General features: G+C 69.6%; 13 protein-coding genes. 1 reads left to right on the plus strand and 12 read right to left on the minus strand.

The window, feature by feature from the left end; all coding sequences use genetic code 11:
* Positions 1–49: 49 nt before the first annotated feature.
* Positions 50–2,617, minus strand: a complete 2,568-nt coding sequence (locus tag WYM_RS21220) for a hypothetical protein (protein ID WP_020424292.1) — start codon at positions 2,615–2,617, stop codon at positions 50–52.
* A gap of 803 nt (positions 2,618–3,420) precedes the next feature.
* Positions 3,421–3,636 carry an Rv0909 family putative TA system antitoxin gene (locus tag WYM_RS15365; protein ID WP_019181732.1) on the minus strand — a complete coding sequence of 72 codons (216 nt, stop codon included), beginning with the start codon at positions 3,634–3,636 and terminating at the stop codon, positions 3,421–3,423.
* Between the two features lie 437 nt (positions 3,637–4,073).
* On the opposite strand from WYM_RS15365, the gene WYM_RS21825 reads away from it, so the two are divergent.
* Entirely contained in the window at positions 4,074–4,613 is a 540-nt protein-coding gene (locus WYM_RS21825; protein WP_019181733.1) for a hypothetical protein, read from the plus strand.
* 603 nt (positions 4,614–5,216) lie between these two features.
* On the opposite strand, the gene WYM_RS15375 is transcribed toward WYM_RS21825, so the two are convergent.
* From WYM_RS15375 to WYM_RS15420, 10 genes are all read right to left on the minus strand, one after another.
* Entirely contained in the window at positions 5,217–6,200 is a 984-nt protein-coding gene (locus WYM_RS15375; RefSeq protein WP_202802645.1) for a class C sortase, read from the minus strand.
* Between the two features lie 10 nt (positions 6,201–6,210).
* Entirely contained in the window at positions 6,211–7,725 is a 1,515-nt protein-coding gene (locus tag WYM_RS15380; RefSeq protein ID WP_019181736.1) for a SpaH/EbpB family LPXTG-anchored major pilin, read from the minus strand.
* 80 nt (positions 7,726–7,805) lie between these two features.
* Complete coding sequence (locus WYM_RS15385) at positions 7,806–12,092, minus strand: prealbumin-like fold domain-containing protein (RefSeq protein WP_020424293.1); 4,287 nt, start codon at positions 12,090–12,092, stop codon at positions 7,806–7,808.
* A 343-nt stretch (positions 12,093–12,435) separates the two neighbouring features.
* The gene (tuf, locus tag WYM_RS15390) at positions 12,436–13,629 is read right to left on the minus strand and encodes an elongation factor Tu (protein WP_019181737.1); all 1,194 of its coding nucleotides are present in this window, start codon (positions 13,627–13,629) and stop codon (positions 12,436–12,438) included.
* Between the two features lie 157 nt (positions 13,630–13,786).
* Positions 13,787–15,901 (minus strand): elongation factor G, encoded by a 2,115-nt coding sequence (gene fusA, locus WYM_RS15395; protein ID WP_019181738.1) that lies wholly within the window; start codon positions 15,899–15,901, stop codon positions 13,787–13,789.
* A gap of 117 nt (positions 15,902–16,018) precedes the next feature.
* Positions 16,019–16,489 carry a 30S ribosomal protein S7 gene (rpsG, locus tag WYM_RS15400; RefSeq protein ID WP_019181739.1) on the minus strand — a complete coding sequence of 157 codons (471 nt, stop codon included), beginning with the start codon at positions 16,487–16,489 and terminating at the stop codon, positions 16,019–16,021.
* Positions 16,490–16,494: 5 nt separating this feature from the next.
* A complete protein-coding gene (gene rpsL / locus WYM_RS15405; protein ID WP_018171438.1) occupies positions 16,495–16,863 on the minus strand; it encodes a 30S ribosomal protein S12 in 369 nt (122 codons plus the stop codon).
* Positions 16,864–17,183: 320 nt separating this feature from the next.
* Positions 17,184–17,990 (minus strand): hypothetical protein, encoded by an 807-nt coding sequence (locus tag WYM_RS15410; RefSeq protein ID WP_019181740.1) that lies wholly within the window; start codon positions 17,988–17,990, stop codon positions 17,184–17,186.
* Positions 17,987–19,669, minus strand: a complete 1,683-nt coding sequence (locus tag WYM_RS15415; protein WP_026059853.1) for a DUF5684 domain-containing protein — start codon at positions 19,667–19,669, stop codon at positions 17,987–17,989. Before WYM_RS15415 ends, WYM_RS15410 begins: the two co-directional genes overlap by 4 nt.
* Complete coding sequence (locus WYM_RS15420) at positions 19,666–22,197, minus strand: transglutaminase domain-containing protein (protein ID WP_157525246.1); 2,532 nt, start codon at positions 22,195–22,197, stop codon at positions 19,666–19,668. Before WYM_RS15420 ends, WYM_RS15415 begins: the two co-directional genes overlap by 4 nt.

Genomic DNA, 22,197 nt, shown 5'->3' on the forward strand with positions numbered 1-22,197 from the left:
TAGTGCTACGGCCGCACCGGGCCGTGGTTTCGGGAGCGGATGCCGGCGCTCAGGCGCGACGGACCGCTACGGTTCTGCGCAGCAGGAGTGCCGCGAGCATCCCTGCGAGCAGGAGGACGATGACGCCGCCATACAGATAGGCATCGGTACTGGTGCCTCCCGTGAGCGGAAGGACTACGGCGGGAACCTTGTCGTTGACGAAGCGGTACGTCGCATGGGCTCCGGCTGCCACCGTCACCTGATCGGAGGTGACGGACTTCCAGCTGCCGTCCGCCTGCAGCTGCTCGATGCCGAGCTGGCGGTAGGCGATGGTGCCGGGGCCGCCGGTCAGCGCCTCCGAGATCGTGTACGCCGTGTTCGGCGCAACCTCGAAGGTGTTCGCCGGCGACGCGGTCTCTGCTCCGGTGGCGCTGACCGTCGGCAGCGCGCCGCCGGGCTTTCCGGTGATCGTCCAGTCCCCCGGCTTGAGGCTCGCGTCGCTGACGTGCTTGAGGAGCGTCAGCTTCGCCGTCGCGTTCGTCACGGTGCAGACCGCCTGCGTGCCGGCCGCAAGGGTGACCGCTCCGGCCGAGACCGCGACCGCCTTGCCCGCGCCGTCGACGCAGCTCCAGTCGCCGACCTGCATATAGGTGGCGGGACCGCCGGACTCGCTCAGCGCGTACGGCTTGTTGGCCGTCACCGGGATCGCGGTGGTCTGCGGGGTCCCGGTCTTGCCCTTCGGTCCCGCCAGCGCACCGGTCGGCGCCTCGGCGTTCAGCGTCCACTCGCTCGCAGCGACGGACCCGAACGACACCTTCTTCACGAGGGTCAGCGAGGTCGTCTTGACCTTGTTGACGAACCCGCAGGCGACGTTGTCGCCCGGCGCGACATCCGTGATCTTCGCGCCGTCGGCGCTCGGAAGCGTGACCGTGCGCGTCGCTCCTGACAGCGCGGTGATCGTGCAGCTGCCACTGACGAACTGATAATCGGGCTTCTGCTGCTCCGACACCGTCACGGTCGCTCGAGAGGTGGTGGCGTCGAAGCGCAGCGACCACGAGGCCGAGCCCTGAGCGTTCGTCGTCTGTGTGGCAGCCGAGGGCGTTGCGGTCGCGCTGCCCTTGGTCGCCGCCACCGCTGCTCCGACCGTCCAGCCGGCGCCCGGCTGCGCGTTGCCGCCGTTCGCGTCCTGGACCGTCTTGCTCACCGTGACGGATGCGTTGAGAGGGCTGTTCGTGAAGGTGCAGACCACACTCGCGCCGGACGTGTTCGGAATCGTGACCGTACCGCTCGTTCCGGTCCCGGAGGCGCCGTTGTCGCATGACCATGCGCTCGCGTAGTTCGCGCTGGATCCCGACGCCATGCCTTCGCTGATGGTGTAGCTGGTACCCGCGATCACCGGGATGGGCCCGATCTGCTCGGACTGGACACCCGTCGCCGTTCCCGTCGTGGTCGCCGTTGCGACCTGCGTCTGGCCGCTACTCACAGCGAGGACGAACTGGTCGCTCGCCGCGGCGCGCGCCACGACGTTCTTCTTGACGGTGAGGTTCGCCGGCGAGTTGCAGCTGGCGAGGTCGGTGCTGCTGCCCGACAGACTGCTGGAGGCGCCGACGCTCGTCCAGGTCGTCGGGTTGAACTTCGTGGCGGTGTCGCCGTTTCCGAGGAAGACGGTGCCGTCGCCGTCGAACGCGATGCCGTTGACGCTCGAAAGCCCGGGCAGGTCCATCGCTTTGGTCTCGGAGCGTGCGAGTTTGCCGCCGTTCGCCGCAGACAAGGTGGCCGCCGTGACTGTATAGACGTTGACCTTGCTGCCACTGCGGACGACGTAGAGGTTGCCGGCAGAGTCGAACGCCATATCGCCGTTGGCAACCGTGTTCGAATCCCACCCGGTGTCGAACCAGCCCACGTAGTTGATCGCGTTCGTAACGGGGTTGAATGAGTAGAGCTTGAAGAGAAGGTTGCCGTTGTCGGCGTCGTAGCCACCGAAAAGGTAGCGACCGGTCTTGAGGTCGACCGCTCCGGCGACGAGAGACGTGCTGTTGCCGGTCGAGTACGACGTGTTCGAGACAGACTGCCAGGAGTTGGTCGCGGGCGTGTAGCGGAGGATCCGGTCGACGTTCTCGGCGTTCGATCCGCCACGCTTGATGGCGTACATGACCGTGCCGTTCGCGCCGATGGCAAGCCCGTTCGCGTTGCCGTCGACGTTGCTCCAGCCGCCGATCTCGGTGCGACCGCCGCCCTGAACGACCTTGTAGACCGTCCCGCCGCTGGAGACGGAATAGAACGTATTCGCCGCGCACGTCAGGGCGGTGGTCGTAGTCGTGGTCGTGGTGCTCGCGAGGGGCGAGGCCGTTTCGGTCGTCGGAGCGAGGAGGCGCGGCACGAATGTCGGAGTGCTCGACGGCGTGGGCGTCGGGGTCGCCCCGGTGGTGGGCGCCGGGGTGGTGGGCGCCGGGGTGGCGGCATCCGTGGTCGGAGACGGCGTCGCGGCATCCGGAGTCACTGCCGGCGCGGAGGGCGACGGGGTCGAGTCGGCGGCAGAGGTCGGCGTCGGCGTCGGCGTGGCATCCGCCGCGAGCGCGGGCACGATGCCGGCGACGGCCAGTGCGCCGACGACCGATGCCGCGAGCGTCGTGAGCACGGCACGGCGTCCCTGCAATCGGCGTCGCAGGCTCCGGCGTACTTCTTTGCGCGAGGCGCGACTATTAATGCGTTTCTGCATCACTTCCCCAGAAAGTGCGTCACTGTGCGGTCCCAGACCGCGCTTCTCGGATAGAAGCGCGGCTCCGCACAGGGTGCTTTTTCGCGGCCCCAGTCCCACGTCGATCACCCCAGTGATCTCAGCGGGCCCGCTCTCCAAGCACCGTTGCCGACGCTATCGCACGCTTTCACAAGGGAGCAAAACCATCGTGTGAATGAACGCTCAAGATTGCCTCAGGCCCCGCGCGATTCCACACGTCGAGCCCCTCGCCGTCGGGGGCGAGGGGCTCGAGTGCCGGGTGAAACCCGGTTTGGAAGTGGGAGGAAGTGGACCTTGGGGGCCACCCACCCCCTCCCACGCATACGGCGTGGGCGCCGCCTCCCCAGGTCGGCGCCACACGCCGCCGCGCACCGTGCGTCCGAGCGGGCGACGTTGCGTCACTCGAGATGCACGCGTTTCTGCAACGAGCATGCGCATCACCCTTGGTCGTCAGCGACGCAAGGCACCCCGGGCCGGAGCTCCTCCCAGCATGTTCCGGCTCGTCACAGGACGATGCTTACCACAAGCGTCGGCCGCTTTTCGGGTACGGCCGATTCGTGTTGTGAGGTAACCGTAGGCCCGCAGCCGAGCCCCGTCAAGTACCCGTTCGGGACCGTCGTCCGGATCCGGCTTTCCGCCGCGTACCGCCGCCGTAACAGCAGAATGACCCGGGTCGACCGGGCCATTCCGACGCGTGCTGAGTCCTACTCGTTGCCGACAGCCTTGTCGATGTTGTCGCGCACTCCGTCGACGTGCTGATCGACGCTGTCGGGGGCGACCTTCTTCACGAACTCCGCGGCGGCGTCGAGTGCCTGGTCGCTCACGCCTTCGGCCTTCTCGGACTTGATCGCGTCATTGATCTTGTCCTTGTTCTGGTCCAGGAACTCCTTGCCCTGGTTGACGAGGTCGTCGATACCCATGTCCGCTCCTTCTGCGCCCCCGCGGGGCATCCCCGTCATTCTGTCGTCGCCACGGCAGCCGGCGCCACCCCTCGCGCCGCGGCAGGCAGACCGGAGGAGTCGTGGAGAACGGGAGGTCGGCCGCGGCATCTGTCTCCTCCGGTTTGCGACATCTCCTCCGACATCGGTCCTCGCCGCGGCAGGCGAGACGGGAGGAGTCGTGGAGAACGGGAGGTCGGCCGCGGCATCTGCCTCCTCCGGTTTGCGACATCTCCTCCAAGCTCGAGCACTCGCGGGGGGCGGATGGCTCCTCCCCAGGCCAGGGCGGACGCTATCCGTCCACGAGCTCGGCACCGTCGTGCGCGCGGCGCCGGCAGCTGCGCGACAGTGGCGTTGTGAGCCGGACTCAGTCACACCAGGCGCCAATCAGGTCGGCGCAGGACGCGCTGCTCGCCACGATGGTCTCGCACGACGGCATCGCCCCGGTGTCGGTGCTGGCCGTTGCGGGGCACTCGCGCAGGACGTTGGAGCGCGCTCTGGACCATGGCGCGGTGCAGCGGGTACGGAAGGGGTGGGTCGCGCTCGCATCCGCAGATCCCGTTCTGGTCGCCGCGGCGGAGCGCGGCGTGGTGCTCACCTGCGTGACCCAGGCGAAGCGGGCGGGCCTGTTCGTCCTTCACGAGCCTCGAGAAACACACGTGGCGGCGCGACCGCACTCCGGGAGGGCAGGCATGCTGGATGCCCGCGTGCATTGGGCAAAACCGTTGGTGCCGCGGCATCCGGAATCGCTGGTCGATTCCATCGAGAACACACTCGCCCTGATCGCCGGGTGCCTCCCGCACGAAGAAGCCCTCGTCGTGTGGGAATCGGCATTCAGAACCGCTCAGGCCGACCCCCATACGATGGCGCGCTACTCGTTGCCGGTGGCCGCACGCCGCATCCTCGACATCATGTCGACGCGCAGCGCCAGTCGGACATCAGCCACGACGCAGCTCTGACGCTCATGGGCTACCACGTCATCCGGGTCGGCTACGCCCAGGTTGTGCACCGCTGGCATGAAGTTCAGGACCTCGTGATGCGCGCCGTCGCTCAGGGGCTGCACCTGGCTCGGTGAGGCTGTGCTGAACGGGAGGTGATGTGCGGATCGGAAGGATGCCTCACCTCGAAGCATCCTCAGAACCTGCCGGAAGCCTCCGCATGCGCTCGAGTGTCGGTTGCATATGACCCGATGCGGAGTGTGGGGCGGGAGGCGATGTGCGTGATGGGAGGATGCCGCAGCCCGAAGCATCCTCCCATCCCTCTCGTCTCCTCCGGATCCGCTCGAGACGGCCGCGTGAAGGGGCAGAGGCTGGCGCGGTGAGGGCGCGTGATGCGGAAGGTGCTGTGCGTGATCGGAGGATGCCGCCGCCCGAAGCTTCCTCCCGTCCCCGGTTTCTCCTCCGGATCCGCTCGAGGAAGGCCGCGGAGGGGCAGACGCTGGTGCGGAGAAAGGGAGGTGATGTGCGTGATCGGAGGATGCCGCGGCTCGAAGCATCCTCCCGCTCCGTCCGAAGCCTCCACATCCGCTCCCGGGTCGACGGAGGCCCAGGGCTCCGGCCAGCTCAGGACTGAGCCGTGCGCTCCGGGGCGGGCTCCCCCGTGGGTTCGGGGGTCGACTGAGGGATGACGCGCACGCGAGGAGGAAGTCCGGACACCCACACGTATCCGACGGCGGCCAGGAGAGCACCACCGGCGATCACCGCCCACCAGGGGAACGTGGGAATGTCCGGTCGTCTGCCCGCGTCATCGAGGTCGTTCTGGGGCGTGGGAATGATCCGCTCCCCCGTGACGAGGATGCGATGGCTGTTCACGCCGAGGGGCGTGCAGGTGACAAGGGTCACCAGGTCCGCGCCCTGCTGTGGGACCAGAGACTCGGTGTCTTCGGGCTGCACGACCTGCGTCTCGATCACCCGGTAGCTCAGCACTTCGCCGAACACCTCGATCGTGAACGTGTCGTCGACGTCGACGCGGTCGAGGTGGGTGAAGAGCTCGGCCGTGGCGAGACCCCGGTGTGCGGTCAGAACCGAATGAGTGGATGCCCCGCCCACCGGGAGTGCGGTCCCCTGCAGGTGACCGACGCCGTGGTCCAGCACCCGGGTGCTCGTGCCGTGATAGATCGGCAGATCGAGCTGGATGGACGGGATCTTCAAGCGGGCCATGAGTCCGTCGGCGTCGGCGACGAGCACGGAGCCGTACTCGAACGCCTCGTCGGTCGGCTCGGCAAGGGGCAGGCGCTCGTTCGCGGCGATGTCGGCACCGCCGGTGATGTTCGCGTTGTACTCCCGTGCCCGTTCCAGCTCCGCCCGAAGGGTGTCGGCGCCGAGGTCGCGGATGTCTTGGGCGTACCCGTCGATGCGAGCCGACTGTTCGTACTGCGCGAACCAGCCGGCGATCGAGGGGTAGAGCAGGAGCGCGGCCCCGACGAGACAGAAGACCGCGATGATCGTCGGGACGACGGGCATCCGCCACCCACGCGGGCGCTCGTCGGCGCCGAGTGACGACGACGGGGGCGGGGCGTCGGAACGCCCCACCCCCGCCTGTGTCATACGGCCGATGTTACGCGGCCACGCGCGCCTGAGCCGCCCGGCGACGGGCCACGATCACGGCGGCACCGAGGCCCATGACCAGGATCGCCGCACCGCCGACTCCGAACCAGAGACCGCCGTCGCCACCCGTGAGGGGCAGTGCGAAGGCGGGAACCTGGGCGTGCTGGAACTCGACGTAGTTCTGCACCGGCGTCACCGTCGAGCTCTCGCCGGCCACGACCTGGGTCAGGATGCGGTCGGGCGTCGGCAGCTGGAAGCCGGCCGGCGGCGACACCTCACGGACCCAGTAGTTGCCGGGCGTGATGATCGGGATTTCGACGTAGCCGTCAGCACCCGTCGTCCACTCCGAGATGCCGTCGATGACGATGTAGTTCTCGTTGCGGTCCGCATCCTGCTGGTTGAGGTACACGCGGTACGTCGCCCCCGCCAGGCCGGTGCGCTCGCTGCCGTTGACCGCCTCGAAGGCGAACACGGTCAGCTGGCCGATCGGCGTGGTGCCGGTGACCGTCTCGGTCGAGCCGTTGACGATACCCGTGGCGGTGTTGACGATGCGGCCGTCGGCCGGAATGGCGATCGCGCGCGTCAGCACGTTGAACGTCACCGTGCCGCCCTGAAGCGCCGTCAGACGGGTGAGGCCAGCCGGCGTGAACTCCACGGTCGAGGTCGACCCGGTGGTCGTGAGCTCGTAGTCGACGCCGGCGACGAAGGTCTGTGGCAGACCGGCCGGGTTGGTGACGACGACGTTGCTCGGTGCCACGCCCGTCGGCGGGTCGGCGACGTACTCGAGCTCTGCCGGGATGGTGTCGGTGAGCACGAAGTCCTCGACGACGTCACCGGCGGCGAGCGTCGGGATGTTCGCGGCGATGGCCCAGCGGATGAGGTCGGGGTTGCGCGCCTCGACCGAGTTGGCCGGAGCCGGGACTCGCGTCTTGGTCAGCTCCGTCACCGCGTTCTTGGGGTAGACGTGCACGTCGTAGATCCACTCGTTCGCGGGGGCACCGCTCGGGCCCGTCGGGAACGGCAGCGTCACGAGGAACGGCGCGACCGGGTTGGTCACCGCGGCCGGCACGGTCGTCTCGGTGACGAGATACAGGCCGATCGGGAGGTTGATGACGTTTCCGTCCTCGTCCAGGAACTCCGCCTCGCCGGTCCCGTCGGAGAGCGTCGAAACGAACGTGTTCGCGGGGTCGAGTCGCGCCGCAGCCTGCGCCGGCGTGAGGTTGGCTACGGCGGTCCAGCCCTGCGGGGTGAGGAGGTCGACGTCGGCGACAAGGCTTGCCGTGAACTGAGCGCCGGCGAGCGGGGTGCCCGCGACGCTCGGCAGCTCCTGACCGGTGCCGATGTTCAGGGGGCTCTCGGGCCCGAGGGCGTACTTGTGCACGGTGAGGCTGCGCGGCTGGTCGGGGTCGATGTTGCCGGGCAGGGTGACGGCCTGCGCCGGCGCGATGGCGGCGACCGCCGCCACCGCCCCGAGGGCGAGGGCCCCCGCTGCGGCGGTGACCCGCCGAAGGATGGACGTGGGCATCTGATTCTCCTTGTGATGGTGATTTCGAGGTGTTGCGGAAAGGGAAGCGGAAGAAGGGTCGGGGGCACGCGGCCGGCGGCTCATAGGCGGCCCCGGACGCGGCGGCGGTGCCACAGGGCCCACGCGAGAGCGAGCGCCAGGACGACCGAGCCGGAGATCAGGAACGCATCCGCGCTGGGCCCGCCGGTGAGCGGCAGCGTGGTCGGCGCGAGCGGTGCGTTCACGAAGCGGTAGGTGGCGTTCTGGCCTGGCGCCGGCGCCGTGATCGCCCTGCTGGCCACAGGCGTCCAGCCGTTCGAATCGAGTCGCTCCAGCCTCAAGGTGCGGTAGGCGAGGCGACTGTCGACCGCCGTCACCTCTTCCGAGAGGGTGTAGCCGTGGCCCGGGCGCACCTCGAAGGTGCTCGCCGCATTGCCACCAGGCACGTACTCCGCTCCCGGGCGCGATGACGTGGGAAGAGAAGCGCCGGCCAGAGCCGCCGGAGTGGCGGTGACCGTCCAGTCATCGGGCTCGAATCCCGGCTGCGGGTTCTGGACCTGCTTGAGCAGCGTGATCGTCGCCGTGGAGTTGACCACCGTGCAGGTGACCGACGCGCCCTGCGGCAGCGTCACGTCGCCGGCCGCGGTCACCGGAACCGTCGCACCCGTACTCGTCAGGCAGCGCCATCCTCCGACCTGGACGTAGAGCGCCGTTCCTCCGGTCTCGGCGAGCCGGTAGGGAACGCCGGGTGTGACGGGCACAGCCGAGACCCCCGAAGTGCCGCTCCTTCCCGCCGGACCGGTGAGCGCCCCCGCGGGAGCCGTCGCCGAGAGTGTCCAGTCGGAAGCCATAGCCGAGCCGAAGCCCACTTCCTTGGCCAGAGTGAGCACGGCGACCGGGTTGTTCACGAAGGTGCAGGCGACGGCCGAGGCGGACTGCACAGCGGTGATGCTTCCTCGCACCACTCCCGCCGATGTGGTGAACGTCACGGGCACCGCGGCGCCGTTCACCGTGCACGACGCCCGGGCGAAGGTGAACCCGCTCTGCAGCTGTTCGTACACCACGAGGGTCGCCCGCGAGCCAACGGAGCCGAACAGCACCGTCCATGTCGCGGTTCCCGAGGCATCCGTCGTCTGCGTCGCCGACTCGCTGGGGAGCACCGTCGCCGTTCCCGCGGTCGCAGTCGCCGTGACACCGAGCGTCCAACCGGGCGCCGGATTCAGCGCCCCCGTCGCCGGGTCGGCGATCTGCTTGGTCACCGTGACGGTGGTCACCGGCCTTGGTGAATTGAAGAACGTGCACACGACGTTGACGCTCAGCCGGCTCGGGATGGTCACGGTGCCGCTCGTCGTCGTGCCGTTGCTCAGCCGCACTCCGTCGGCCCAGCACTCGTACGCCGTCGTGTAGACCGAGATCGGCGAGGCCGAGCCGGCCGCCATCGCCTCCGAGACCGAGAACGTCGTGCCCACCGCCGCGGGCACGGGGCCGATCTGCTGTGGCTGGCGACCGGTCGCCGAGCCGGCCGTCGTGGCGGTCGCGACCGGAGTGGCGCCGCTCGCCAGGGTCAGCGTGAACTGATCGGCCGCAGCCGCTCGACCGACCGTGTTCTTCAGCACCGTGATCGTCGCGGGTGAGGTGCAGCCGGCGAGGTCGGTCGAGTCGACCGCGATGCGCGGCGTGGCGGCGACGCGCGTCCACGTCGACGCATCGAACTCGTACACGCTCGTGGTGCTGGAGAGGTAGACCGTCCCTCGCGGAGAGAACGCGATGCCGTTGACGTTGCCGAAGGCCGGCGACGCGTCGGTGCCCGCCAGCGCCTTCGTCGTCGACGCGGCGACGGCGAGCGTTCCGCCGGCAGCAGTGGCGAGGGTCTGGGCGCTCACGGTGTAGATGGCGGCGCTCGAGACGTTGTTGACCGTCGCAGCGCCGATGACGTAGAGGTTCCCGCGGGCGTCGAAGGCGAGGTCGCCGTTGCCGTTCGGCGCCGTGCCCGTGGCGAACGAGCCCACGAAGGCGAAACGGGATGTCGCGGGGTTGGATTCCGTGAAGCTCCACAGGTAGAACTGCGAGTTCACGAACTTGCCGAAGTAGTACCGGGTGCCGGAGAGGTCGATCGCGCCGGCGACGATGCTCCCGTCGATGGTGGTGCTGCCCGCGACCGTCGTGTACGCCGAACCCGCGATCGTCTGGAAGCCTGCCGCCGGTGTCCATTTCAGGACGGATGTGACGTCCGTCCCGTCGGCGCTGCGCTCCAGGGCGTACGCGATGCTTCCACCGGCGCCGACACCCAGGGCGTTGGCACTCGTCGCGCCGGTCCAGGTGCCGACCGCGGCGGTGGTTCCCGCGACGATGTCACCCTGGACGAGCGCCCCGGTCGGGCTCACGGAGTACATGTGACTCGTGTCGCACGCCAGCCGCGCAGTCTGCGGGGTGTTGGTGAATGTGCAGACGATCTCGGCGCCCTGGTCTGCCGGCATCGTGATCGTGCCGGCGGGCGAGGATCCCGCGGCGATCACGGTGGTTCCGCGCACGCACTCATAGCTGCTCGAGTAGGTGAGTCCTGCTCCCGTCGTGGTCGCCTCGTGGATCGTGTAGGTCGCGTTGGGCTGAACGACCTGCCGCGTGATCTGCGCCGGCTGCAGGCCGGTCGCGGTGCCCGTCGTCGTCGCGGACGCGAGCACCGTCGTGCCGCTGCGCAGCGACAGCGTGAACTGGTCGGACGCGCTCACCCGCGAGGCGATGTTCTTCCGCACGGTGATCGTGCTGGCCGGCGTGACCGTGAGCACCGCCGCCTCGGGAGCGTTCAGCGAGGTCGAGACGCTTCCCGGTGTGATCGTGTAGGTGCCCGCCGTCGGGGAGACGACATTGACGGTGATCGTGCACGAGGCGGTTCCGGCGGCCAGGTCCCCACCTGTGACCGCGACCGATCCGGATCCCGCCGTCGCCGTGACAGCCGCGCCCCCCGCCGTGACGCAGCTGCCGCCCACCGCAGGAGCCGGCGCGATGGCCAAGCCGCTCGGGAGGGTGTTGGTGAAGCCCCAGTCCGTCTTCGCCGCCAGCTCCGAGGTGTTCGTGACGGTGTAGATGAGCGTGCTCGCCGTGCCCGCGACCACGGACGGAGGGCTGAACGCGATGTCGAGGCTCGGAGTGACGTCGAGGATGCGGATGTTGTCGATCGCGAATGCGTTGCCGACAGATGAGGTCACACTGTTGGTCACGTTGACCTGCGCCGCCGCGGCCTGCGCAGGCGACAGCAGCACTGCAGAGGATCCCGTATACGTGCCGGCGCGCACAGAAGCTGTCAGCGCCGCGCCAGCAGTGGTCGTCCCGTCCAGACCGCCGCCCGTCGCCGCCAGCGCCGGCGTGCTCGTGTAGTACGTCCCGACGGCGTTCGTGCAGGGGACGACGGGCCCGGTGAACGGCGAGAACGTGGTTCCCCCGGACAGCAAGGTGAAGGTGAGGGATGCCGGGTTGTTCGCGCATTCGTCGCCGGCGACGTCGACGCGCAAGGTGTAGTACCGCGATGTCGGAGCGCTCACGCCGATGCCCGCGGCGGAGCGGAGCACAAGGGTGTTCCCGGTACCGATGGCCGCATACGGCGCCGAGGTGAGCGCGTGGTTCGTGCGTGTGGAGGCCGTCGAACCGGCGACTGGGCTCGTGGCCGAAGAGCTGCCGGTCACGCCGGCGCCCACTTGCCCGGCCACGTCGGCAAGCCGTCGGGTCTCGCGGGCGCCGAGCGTGCTGCTCCCTGCGATTCCACCGAGGATGGGCTCCGACGGGCAGAAGCCGCTGTTGGGGTAGACAGCCGTGTAGTTCACGAGGACCCCGGTGCAGTTTGCGCCGTTCGCCCAAGCCGCTGAGGCGGTGTAGCGACCACTCGCGTACGTGCTGATGCCCGTCGGCGTCGTGGTGGTAAGTCCCTCCTCGAATGTCTCGCTCCACACCTCGACACCCGCTTCGGGATCGCCCGCGGCCATGATCCCGATCTGCGCCCGCGGCGCGATCCCCGGCCCCGCCTCCACGTCGGCCTCGTCGAGGGCCGGAGAACCGGCCTCGGGCGCTGCAGCGGGCGGGGAGTCGGCCTTCTCGGCCGGCGTCGTCGGCGCAGGAACGGCAACTTCCGGCGACGACGGCGACGGAGCCGGCGAAGGCGCCGGTTCCGGCTGTGGCGACGAGGACGGCGCGGGATCCGGCTCCTGAGACGGAGACGGAGACGGCGACGGCGCCGGCGTCGGCTGGGCCGTGGCATCCGGGGACGGCGCGGTCATTCCGGGATCGGCATCGACGGCCGCGGCCTGTGCATGCGGCGCGGCGACGGCGCCCGCCGGCGTGCCGATAAGACCGACGATGAGACCGACGCTGACGAGAACGGCGGCAGGGCGCGACAAACCGCGCTCCCTCCCCCGACGTCTTGAGTTCGTCATTCCACCTGAAAAGGCGCGCCGAAGAGCGCCCCTGGTCGGGATGCTTCGGTCACCCCGACGAAAGCATCTCTGGCCACGGAACCCGGGCAGGACGAGTACTCGGGCAAAAAAATCAGGGCCGATCGGAAGATCCGCTCTGAGCTACCTTGACGCTAATTGGACGAGCCAATGGTCGTCAACCCGGCCATTTGGGGGACAAGGACCGACGTCCATGCAGCCCAGGGCATGCGAAAGGGGCCGGGCCCGAAGGCCCGACCCCTGTCGGTGACGGATGCCGCGGCATCCGTCGAAGGAACTTCAGAAGAAGTTACTTGATGATCTTCGTGACCGTGCCGGCGCCGACGGTGCGGCCACCCTCACGGATCGCGTAGCCGAGGCCCTCTTCCATGGCGATGGGCTGGATCAGCTCGACCGTCATGTCGGTGGTGTCGCCGGGCATGACCATCTCGGTGCCCTCGGGCAGCGTGATGACGCCGGTGACGTCGGTGGTGCGGAAGTAGAACTGCGGGCGGTAGTTCGTGAAGAACGGGTTGTGACGGCCGCCCTCCTCCTTGGACAGGATGTACGCCGTGCCCTCGAAGTTGGTGTGCGGGGTGACCGAACCGGGCTTCACGACGACCTGGCCGCGCTCGACGTCGTCACGCTTGGTGCCGCGCAGGAGCAGACCACAGTTCTCGCCGGCCCAGGCCTCGTCGAGCTGCTTGTGGAACATCTCGATACCGGTGACGATCGTCTTCTGCGTCGGGCGCAGACCCACGATCTCGACCTCGGAGTTGATGGCCAGCGTGCCACGCTCGGCGCGGCCCGTGACGACCGTGCCACGGCCGGTGATGGTGAAGACGTCCTCGATGGGCATGAGGAACGGCTTGTCCTTGTCACGCACCGGGTCGGGGATCGACTCGTCGACGGCGTCCATGAGCTCGACGATCTTCTCGACCCACTTCTCGTCGCCCTCGAGCGCCTTGAGGCCCGAGACCTGGATGACGGGAGCGTTGTCGCCGTCGAAGTCCTGCGACGACAGCAGCTCGCGAACCTCGAGCTCGACGAGCTCCAGGATCTCCTCGTCGTCGACCATGTCGGACTTGTTCAGCGCGACCAGCAGGTAGGGAACGCCGACCTGCTTGGCGAGCAGCACGTGCTCACGCGTCTGAGCCATCGGGCCGTCGGTGGCGGCGACGACGAGGATCGCACCGTCCATCTGGGCAGCACCGGTGATCATGTTCTTGATGTAGTCGGCGTGACCCGGGGCGTCGACGTGAGCGTAGTGACGCTTCGGGGTCTCGTACTCGACGTGCGAGATGTTGATCGTGATACCGCGCTGGCGCTCCTCGGGAGCGGAGTCGATCGACGCGAAGTCGCGCTGCACGTTGGTGGCCGACGGGTACTTGTCGGCGAGCACCTTCGAGATCGCTGCGGTGAGCGTGGTCTTGCCGTGGTCGACGTGACCGATCGTTCCGATGTTCACGTGCGGCTTGGTGCGCTCGAACTTGGCCTTAGCCACTGGGTCCTCCTCAGGACGTTCGTGTAGAGATTTCCGGACGCTGGAGTGCGCCGGATCGCTACGGGGATTTCTCTAGCTTAGTAGAGAGGTTTCTGTTGGATCTGTGTGAAGTTGTGCTCCGGGATGCCTCGTCGCGGAGGCATCCCGGAGTTCAGGGCTACTCGCCCTTGGTCTTCTGGACGATCTCGTCCATGACGTTGCGCGGGACCTCGGCGTAGCTGTCGAACTCCATGGAGTAGACGGCACGGCCCGAGGTCTTCGAACGCAGGTCGCCGATGTAGCCGAACATCTCGGACAGCGGCACGTTCGCACGGACCACCTTGACGCCGGCGGCGTCCTCCATCGACTGGATCTGGCCACGACGCGAGTTCAGGTCGCCGATGACGTCGCCCATGTATTCCTCGGGCGTACGCACCTCGACGGCCATGATCGGCTCGAGGATGACCGGGTTGGCGCGGCGGACCGCCTCCTTGAAGCCCATCGAGCCGGCGATCTTGAACGCCATCTCGGACGAGTCGACGTCGTGCGAGGCACCGTCGAGGAGGATCGCCTTCACGCCCACCATGGGGTAGCCGGCGAGCACACCGACCTGCATGGCGTCCTGGAACCCCTGGTCGGTCGGGCTGATGTACTCGCGCGGTATGCGGCCACCGGTGACCTTGTTCTCGAACTCGTACGTCTTGTCGGCCGTGACCTCGAGGGGCTCGATCGTGAACTGGATCTTCGCGAACTGACCCGAGCCACCGGTCTGCTTCTTGTGCGTGTAGTCGTGCTTCTCGACGCTCTTGCGGATCGTCTCGCGGTAGGCCACCTGGGGCTTTCCGACGTTGGCCTCGACCTTGAACTCGCGCTTCATGCGGTCCACCAGGATGTCGAGGTGAAGCTCGCCCATGCCCTTGATGACCGTCTGGCCGGTCTCGGAGTTCTGCTCGACGCGGAACGTCGGGTCCTCTTCGGCGAGCTTCTGGATCGCCAGACCCAGCTTCTCCTGGTCGGCCTTGGTCTTCGGCTCGATGGCGACCTCGATAACCGGCTCCGGGAACGTCATCGACTCGAGGACGACCTGGTTGGCGCTGTCGGACAGCGTGTCACCGGTGGTGGTGTCCTTCAGTCCGATGACTGCGTAGATGTGACCGGCCGTGACCGAGTCGACAGGCATCTCCTTGTTGGCGTGCATCTGGAAGATCTTCCCGATGCGCTCCTTCTTGCCCTTGGTCGCGTTGACGACCTGGGCGCCGGAGTCGAGGTGACCCGAGTACACGCGGATGTACGTGAGACGACCGAAGAACGGGTGCGTCACGATCTTGAACGCGAGCGCCGCGAAGGGCTCTTCGCGGTCGGCGTGGCGCTCGATGATGGTCTCTTCGTTCTTCGGGTCGCGCGCCTCGATGGCGGGGACGTCGAGCGGCGAAGGCAGGTAGTCCACGACCGCGTCGAGCATCGGCTGCACGCCGCGGTTCTTGAACGCCGAGCCGCAGAGCACCGGGTAGAGCTCCGAGGCGATCGTCATCTTGCGGATGGCGCCCTTGATCTCGGCGACCGTGAGGCCCTCGCCGCTGAAGTGCTTCTCGAGGAGCACCTCGTCGGACTCGGCGACCGTCTCGAGCAGCATCTCGCGGTACTCCGCCGCCTTGTCGGCGAGGTCGGCCGGGATCTCCTGGATCTCGTACTTGGCGCCCATGGTCACGTCGCCCTTGGCGTCGCCGGGCCACACCAGCGCGCGCATCTCGACGAGGTCGATGACGCCCACGAAGTCGTTCTCCGCGCCGATGGGCAGCTGGAGCACGAGCGGCTTGGCCTTGAGGCGGTTGACGATGGTGTCGACGGTGAAGTAGAAGTCCGCGCCCAGCTTGTCCATCTTGTTGACGAAGCAGATGCGGGGGACGTCGTACTTGTCGGCCTGACGCCACACGGTCTCGGACTGGGGCTCCACGCCCTCCTTGCCGTCGAAGACCGCGACTGCGCCGTCGAGCACGCGCAGCGAACGCTCGACCTCGACCGTGAAGTCGACGTGGCCGGGGGTGTCGATGATGTTGATCTGGTTCTTGTCCCAGAAGCAGGTCACGGCGGCGGACGTGATCGTGATGCCGCGCTCCTGCTCCTGCTCCATCCAGTCGGTGGTGGCGGCGCCGTCGTGCGTCTCGCCGATCTTGTGGTTGACGCCCGTGTAGAAGAGGATGCGCTCGGTCGTCGTCGTCTTGCCGGCATCGATGTGCGCCATGATGCCGATGTTGCGGACCTTGTTGAGGTCGGTGAGCACTTCTTGTGCCACGGGGTTTTCCTTACGTGTGGTGACGGATGTCGCGGGGCCCTTCGACAGGCTCAGGGACCGGTGTTCGGTCAGGGACCAGCGGGGCTCACGCCCCGGCTCCCCGAGCCTGTCGAGGGGTTACCAGCGGTAGTGCGCGAAGGCGCGGTTCGACTCGGCCATCTTGTGAGTGTCTTCGCGGCGCTTGACCGCGGCACCCAGGCCGTTCGAGGCGTCCAGGATCTCGTTCTGGAGGCGCTCGGTCATCGTCTTCTCACGACGACCCTTGGCGTAGCTCACGAGCCAGCGGAGGGCCAGCGTGTTGGCGCGGTGAGGCTTGACCTCGACCGGCACCTGGTAGGTCGAGCCACCCACGCGGCGGCTCTTGACCTCGAGCGTCGGACGCACGTTGTCGAGGGCCTTCTTGAGCGTGGCGACGGCGTCCTGGCCGTTCTTGGCCTCGACGCCGCGCAGGGCGGTGTAGACGATCGACTCGGCGATCGACTTCTTGCCGTCGACGAGGATCTTGTTGACGAGCTGGGTGACGACGGGGGCGCCGTACACCGGATCGTTGACGACGGGGCGCTTGGGGGCCGGTCCCTTACGAGGCATCTAACTCAACCCTTCTTCGCGCCGTAGCGGCTACGGGCCTGCTTGCGATTCTTGACGGCCTGGGTGTCCAGGGCGCCGCGAACGATCTTGTAGCGGACACCCGGGAGGTCCTTCACACGACCGCCGCGCACGAGCACCAGCGAGTGCTCCTGCAGGTTGTGGCCCTCGCCGGGGATGTACGCGGTGACCTCGGTGCCGTTGCGGAGCTTGACACGGGCGACCTTGCGCATCGCCGAGTTGGGCTTCTTGGGCGTGGTCGTGTACACGCGGGTGCAGACACCCGCCTGCTGCGGGTTCGCCTTGAGCGCCGGCGCCTTGGTCTTCGAGACCTTGGGCGAGCGACCCTTGCGAACCAACTGCTGAATGGTTGGCACGTTCTCTCCTATGTTGTGCTGCACGGTGACAGCGTTCGTGTCTCCCCCGCAGCATCCGGATCTTTCGATTCATGACGCGGCGGGCTCACATTCATCCACCGGCGCGGCAGGATGGTGCCGAGCGTTACGTGGGTGGATATGCCGTGGGGGTGGCCTGTTCGCAGACCGTTCCCTGAGATGCGTGCGAGCGGCGTCCGGCCGCTTCTGCTCGGGTCGAACCCAGGCACGGCGGACGGAGCGCGTGAGCGCACACCCGCTCTATGATACGTGGCTTTGGCGGGGTGGGCAAACGGGCGGGGGCGAATGCTCAGGCAGCGACCTCAGCCGCTGACGAGGACGGCCACCAGCGCGGCCACGGCGCCGATGGCGACGACGGATGCCGCGGCCACCACGATGACCGCGAGCCACCGGTCTCTGCGGCGCGCGGCAGCGGCGGCGGCGTGGCTGTCGACGACCGCCTGCGGCGCGCGCGGGGGCACCGCGACGCGTTGCGCGGGGACGTCCGGAAGGGCGCGCGGAGCGTAGACCGCATCGCGGCGAGCAGGCGCGAAGGCGGCGCGCGCGGCGACGGCGGGCAGATCGCCGCCCTCGGTGACGGGACGAGAGGACGATCGCGCGGGCGCCGGCGGTACAGGACCGGCGGCGACAGCGGCCGGTGCTGCATCGCGGTGGGCGCGGGCGGCGGCCCGGCGGCGCGACTCCCGACGGACCACGAGCGTGGAGCCGTCGTCCGGATCGAAGCTCGCGGGCGCCGACCCGGAACGCTGCGGCCCGATGGGGCCGCTCGCCCCGGATCCCGAGAGGGCCGTCGCATCATCGAGAGCGTCGGCGTCGTCCGCAGCCGCGTCCGGGGCGCTACCGGAACGTGCGAGACGCAGCGACAGCACGGTGTCGTCGTCCACCGGTTCGTCCCGGGTCGGCACCGCTCGGCGGGGCGAGAGCACCGTGGCGTCGTCGATGTGCTCCGGTCCGCGGCCGGCGACCCGGCGCGGCGACAGCTCCGTCGCCTCGTCGAAGGATGCTGCGTCTCGAGCACCCGCACGTCGCGGCGAGAGCACGGTCGCCTCGTCGACGGGCGTCCGCGCGCGTCGTGCGGGCTCGGTCCGCTCGTCGGGGAGGTCGGTCACGCGTCGCTCCGCACCAGGCGCACTTCGGCGTCGCCCAGCAGAAAACGGTCGCCGGCCTCGACCTGCTCGCCAGGGGGCGCCTCGACCTCGGTGCCCATCAGGGTGGCGAACAGGACGCCGTTGGTCGAGCCCAGGTCGGTGACGAACCAGCGGTCGCCGCGCAGCTCGAGGCGCGCGTGGGTCTTCGACACGGTGCCGTCCTGGATGGAGATGAGCTGGGCGCCCGGATGCGCGGGGTCCGGCGACGGACGGCGACCGAGGATCACGACCTCCGCCCCGATGGCGATCGGGTCGCCGGTCGGCGGAACGAGCGACCAGTCGGTGCGGCGGCGGTGCGAGATGATCGTCTCGTCGAAGGCGTCGTCGGGGATCTCGGGCCGGGCGTGCTGCGCCGACACCGAGCCGCGGGCCGCGCGCGGCGCACCGGCGTCGGGCGCTCCGGCCACGGCCGAGACCGCGCCCGAGGAATCGGCGAACGCGCCGGTGTCGCTCATCGGCGACCGCGCGGGAGCCCACGGTTCGCCGTCGTCGGCGGATGCCGCCGGTGCGGGAACCCGGGTCACGGGAGGATGCCGGGGTGCGGATGTGGGCTGGTCCATGGCCGAGCCCGGCCCCGACGACTCCACGTCGTCGGCGACCAGCAGCGCCGGAATCGGCGGCACCGGCGGAACCGGCGGAACCGCGGATATCGGGGCCGGTGCACCGGTGAAGGCGCCGGTGACCTCGCTGCTGTGGTCCGTCGAGTCGACGGCGAAGCCCTCCCACGCGTTCTGCCGCCGCCGGGAGCCGGGCATCGGCGGCGGCGTCCACCCTGCTTCGGGCGGGTCCACCGTGCTCGGCACGGGCTCGGGGGCGGACGAGGCGGGCGCGGACGACGGCTCCGGCGCGATCGCGTCGCCGGCATCGGACTCGTCGTCCGCTCGGCGCCGCGGCCACGAGTCGGCGGCCGGACGGGCACGGGTCTCGTAGGTCTCAGGCAGAGGAGGCGTCTCGGGGACGGCGTGGGCCGCGGAAGCCGCGGGCGCGGCCGGGGCACCCGACTCCCACCCCGCAGCGAGGGCAGCGGGCGCCGCGGGAGGCTCGGACGCCGCGGGCGTCTCGGACGCCGCGGACGTCTCGGGGGGCGCGAATCCCCAGACCCGGGGGTCGAGCGTCGGCCGTGATGCCGCGGCGGACCCGCTCGCGTCCGTCGCCGGAGGAGCGAAGCTCGGCAGCGGCGGCAGTCCGTCGCGTCCGCCGCCCATGCGCCGCGGCCCGGCGTCGGGGTCGAAGCCATGCGCCGCGCGCTCGGCAGACGCATCCGTCTCGCGTCCCACCCAGCGCGCGCTGCCGAAGCCGATGACGGTCGCCCACAGGGGGAGCAGCAGCACGCCCAGCACCGTCATGCCGACGCCGTACCCGAACGCCACGTTCACCCGGTAGAGGGCGATGGCGAGGATGACGACGAAAGCGAGGTTCACGACAGGCACCAGGCTCAGCAGGACGAGCCACGGAGAGAAGCCGCCCAGCTGGAGCAGGACTGCCAGGTTGAGGATCGGGACCCAGGCCTTCCATGCCTCGACGCCCGACTTGCGGAACACGGCGGAGAGGGCGAGCGAGAGCCAGACATAGACGGCTGCGGCGAGGAGGAGGCTGATCAGCGTGCCGAAGACGGCAGCGGAGGCATCGGTGGCGTTCATGGCATGGGACGCGCGGGCTGGGCCCGTCGTCTCCCCCTCTCGGCGATTCGCGTGCGGACACCGGTTTCCGGCGCCAGCGGACGGAGCAACGATCTCAAAGATACGGCCGCCAGCGCACCGCGCCAGAAACCGTTCTCGCGGCGGAGCCGGCGCCGCTCGGCGTCGACGGTCTTCCAGTAGTCATCGGCGTGGTGCGCAGCGGTGTCCGCATGCGAGAAGACGGCCCGGTCGGCATCACGGGCAAGCGCAGCGCCGGAAGGCGTCGCGAACCCGTCGGCCAGCTCGCTGCGGGTGAGCGAGCGGGGAGCGTCGCGCCCTGCGTCCAGCGCGGCGTCGACGTACTCGTCCCATCCGCCCGCGATGCGCGAACCGGGAGCGCTCGCCCGGCGTCGCCGTCGGCGACGAGACGCCTTCGCCCCGAGCACGATGAGGAAGGGCCCGAGAGCGAGCGCGAGCGCGAGGAGCGCGATGCCGGCGATCCGCAGCACCGGCCACAGCCACGCGAGGTCGAGTCCGGTCGCCTCCTCGTCGGGGCGGTCCGACGCCGAGTCCTCCTGTGCGGGATCCGGCGGCAAGACCTCCTCGACGACGTCGGGGCGCACCTCGGTGACGTTCTCGGGGTCGCGCTGCTCGGTGACCTCGAGGCTCGGCGACTGCGCGTACTGGGGCGTCACGTCGACGGGGATCCACGCGCCGTCGGCCGACTGCACCTCGGTCCAGGCGGCGAGGTCGCCGGCCTGGCATGCGCCCTCGTCGCACGTGGGCAGGCCTGCCTCGGCGGCCGACAGGCGCGCACCCAGGACGACGCGCGCCGGGAAGCCCAGTTCGCGGGCCATGAGCGCCACCGCGACGGCGAACTGCTCGTCGTCGCCGACGGCCGCCACGTAGTTCCCGGATGCCTCGGCGCGCGGGTCTGCCTCCCGCTCGAGCAGGCGCGCGAACATCGTCTCGACCCGGGCCAGCGAGTGACCCGAGGCACTCGGCTGGAAGGAGTAACCGGCGAGCGCGGTCGTCCATGCCGGCGGCTCGCCCTCGTCGGAGAGTCCGTGGCTGAGGTAGCCCCGCTCCCGGAGCAGCGACACCAGTCCCGCGAGGGCCGCGCCGCCTGTTCCCGTGGCGTGCTCGTCCATCCAGGCGCGCAGGCTGTCGGGCGTCACGAGTGCCCCGTCGTCGTGGCCGGGCGACTCCAGCTGCGACAGCGCGGTGGTCTCGGGCTCGATGGCGCGCACCGTATACCGGTCGCCCTCTCGCAATCCGCCGCCGCCTCGCTCGCCGTCTGTCAGCACTCCCGCCGACGCCGCCGCGTTGTAGTAGAACCGGTCGGCCAGGGTCGCCGCCCGGTCGCCGGCGAACCGGACCTGCGCGAGGCGTCCGGCCGTCGGCATCCAGATGCCGTCCCACTCCCCGATCAAGACGCGCGCTTCGACCGGCGTCCCCTCGCCCGCGTCGAGCGACGACGGCACACGCACGAAGCGCCCGGTGCCGGCGACATCTTCGCCGCCGCTGCGGTACACCTCGCCGTCGAAGGCGTCGAGGGTCGCCAGCCGCACGCGCTGGGGCAGCTCCTCCTCGCCGGGCTCGACCGTGAAGAGCACGTCGTCGACGCGCTCGTCGACGAACAGCGCCCGATACTCAGCGAGCGGGCTGACCTCGGCCGACAGGTCGATGTCGGGGCCGATGGCCGAGCGAAGCACATCGCGCTCCGCGCCGCGGGCGGCGAAGGGCACGATCGCCACGGCGACCACGAGGGCTCCTGCGGTCATCGCGGCGCCGAGCGCGGTGCGGCGGCGGTCGGCTGCCGACGGGCGTCGCGAGACCCTCACGCCGCTGGACGCCGCCGCGCGCTGCAGGGCGCGCGCACGCTCGTCGTGCGTGCGCCACGCGAGCCACAGCAGGCACGCGAGCAGCGCCGACATCCCGACGGCGGTCTCGACCGGTGCGTACAGCGCCACCGGTCCCACGCGCAGGGGCGCGCTGACCGTGGTGCGCCCGAAGAACAGGCCGAACGACACCATTCCGATCGCGACCGGCACCGCCGCGTACGCCACGCGGTCGTCGCGCCACGCGAGCCGCAGCACCGCGCATGTGCCGATCAGGAAGACCGCCAGTGCGGGCACGAGCAGGTTCCGGTACGAGCCGACCGGCAGCTCGACCGTCACCAGGTCCTTGAAGCCGAGCACGAGCCCGCTCGCGAGCTCGCCGAGTCCGCGCAGCAGCTCGTCCGGCGCACCCAGCCGCGACGGCACGGCGAGGGGAACGCCCGCGAGCAGCACGGCGACGGCCAGCGCCGCCGCGACGATCCAGCTGTTCCACCGCCGCAGCCACGCGACGCTCGCGATCACGGTGGCGATCGCAGCCGCGCAGGCCACCAGCAGGACGAAGCTGCCGGAGCGGTAGATCGGCCACGCCGCCACCGCGGCGACGGCCACCATCACCGCGGCGAAGACCCCGCCGGCCACGATGCGCGGTGCAGGCACCGCCCGGCCCGACGAGACGCTCCCGCGAGGCGAGAGCTCGGCCTCCGGCAT

The sequence above is a fragment of the Microbacterium yannicii PS01 genome (assembly GCF_000304335.1).
In the GTDB taxonomy this organism is placed as follows: domain Bacteria; phylum Actinomycetota; class Actinomycetes; order Actinomycetales; family Microbacteriaceae; genus Microbacterium; species Microbacterium yannicii_A.

Excerpts from the sequence above, each read along its gene's own strand:
- WYM_RS15420 (WP_157525246.1), bottom strand. The coding sequence starts at position 22,197 with ATGCCGGAGGCCGAGCTCTCGCCTCGCGGGAGCGTCTCGTCGGGCCGG.
- WYM_RS15380 (WP_019181736.1), bottom strand. The coding sequence starts at position 7,725 with ATGCCCACGTCCATCCTTCGGCGGGTCACCGCCGCAGCGGGGGCCCTC.
- WYM_RS15415 (WP_026059853.1), bottom strand. The coding sequence starts at position 19,669 with ATGAACGCCACCGATGCCTCCGCTGCCGTCTTCGGCACGCTGATCAGC.
- WYM_RS15375 (WP_202802645.1), bottom strand. The coding sequence starts at position 6,200 with ATGACACAGGCGGGGGTGGGGCGTTCCGACGCCCCGCCCCCGTCGTCG.
- WYM_RS21825 (WP_019181733.1), top strand. The coding sequence starts at position 4,074 with ATGGTCTCGCACGACGGCATCGCCCCGGTGTCGGTGCTGGCCGTTGCG.
- rpsG (WP_019181739.1), bottom strand. The coding sequence starts at position 16,489 with ATGCCTCGTAAGGGACCGGCCCCCAAGCGCCCCGTCGTCAACGATCCG.
- WYM_RS15365 (WP_019181732.1), bottom strand. The coding sequence starts at position 3,636 with ATGGGTATCGACGACCTCGTCAACCAGGGCAAGGAGTTCCTGGACCAG.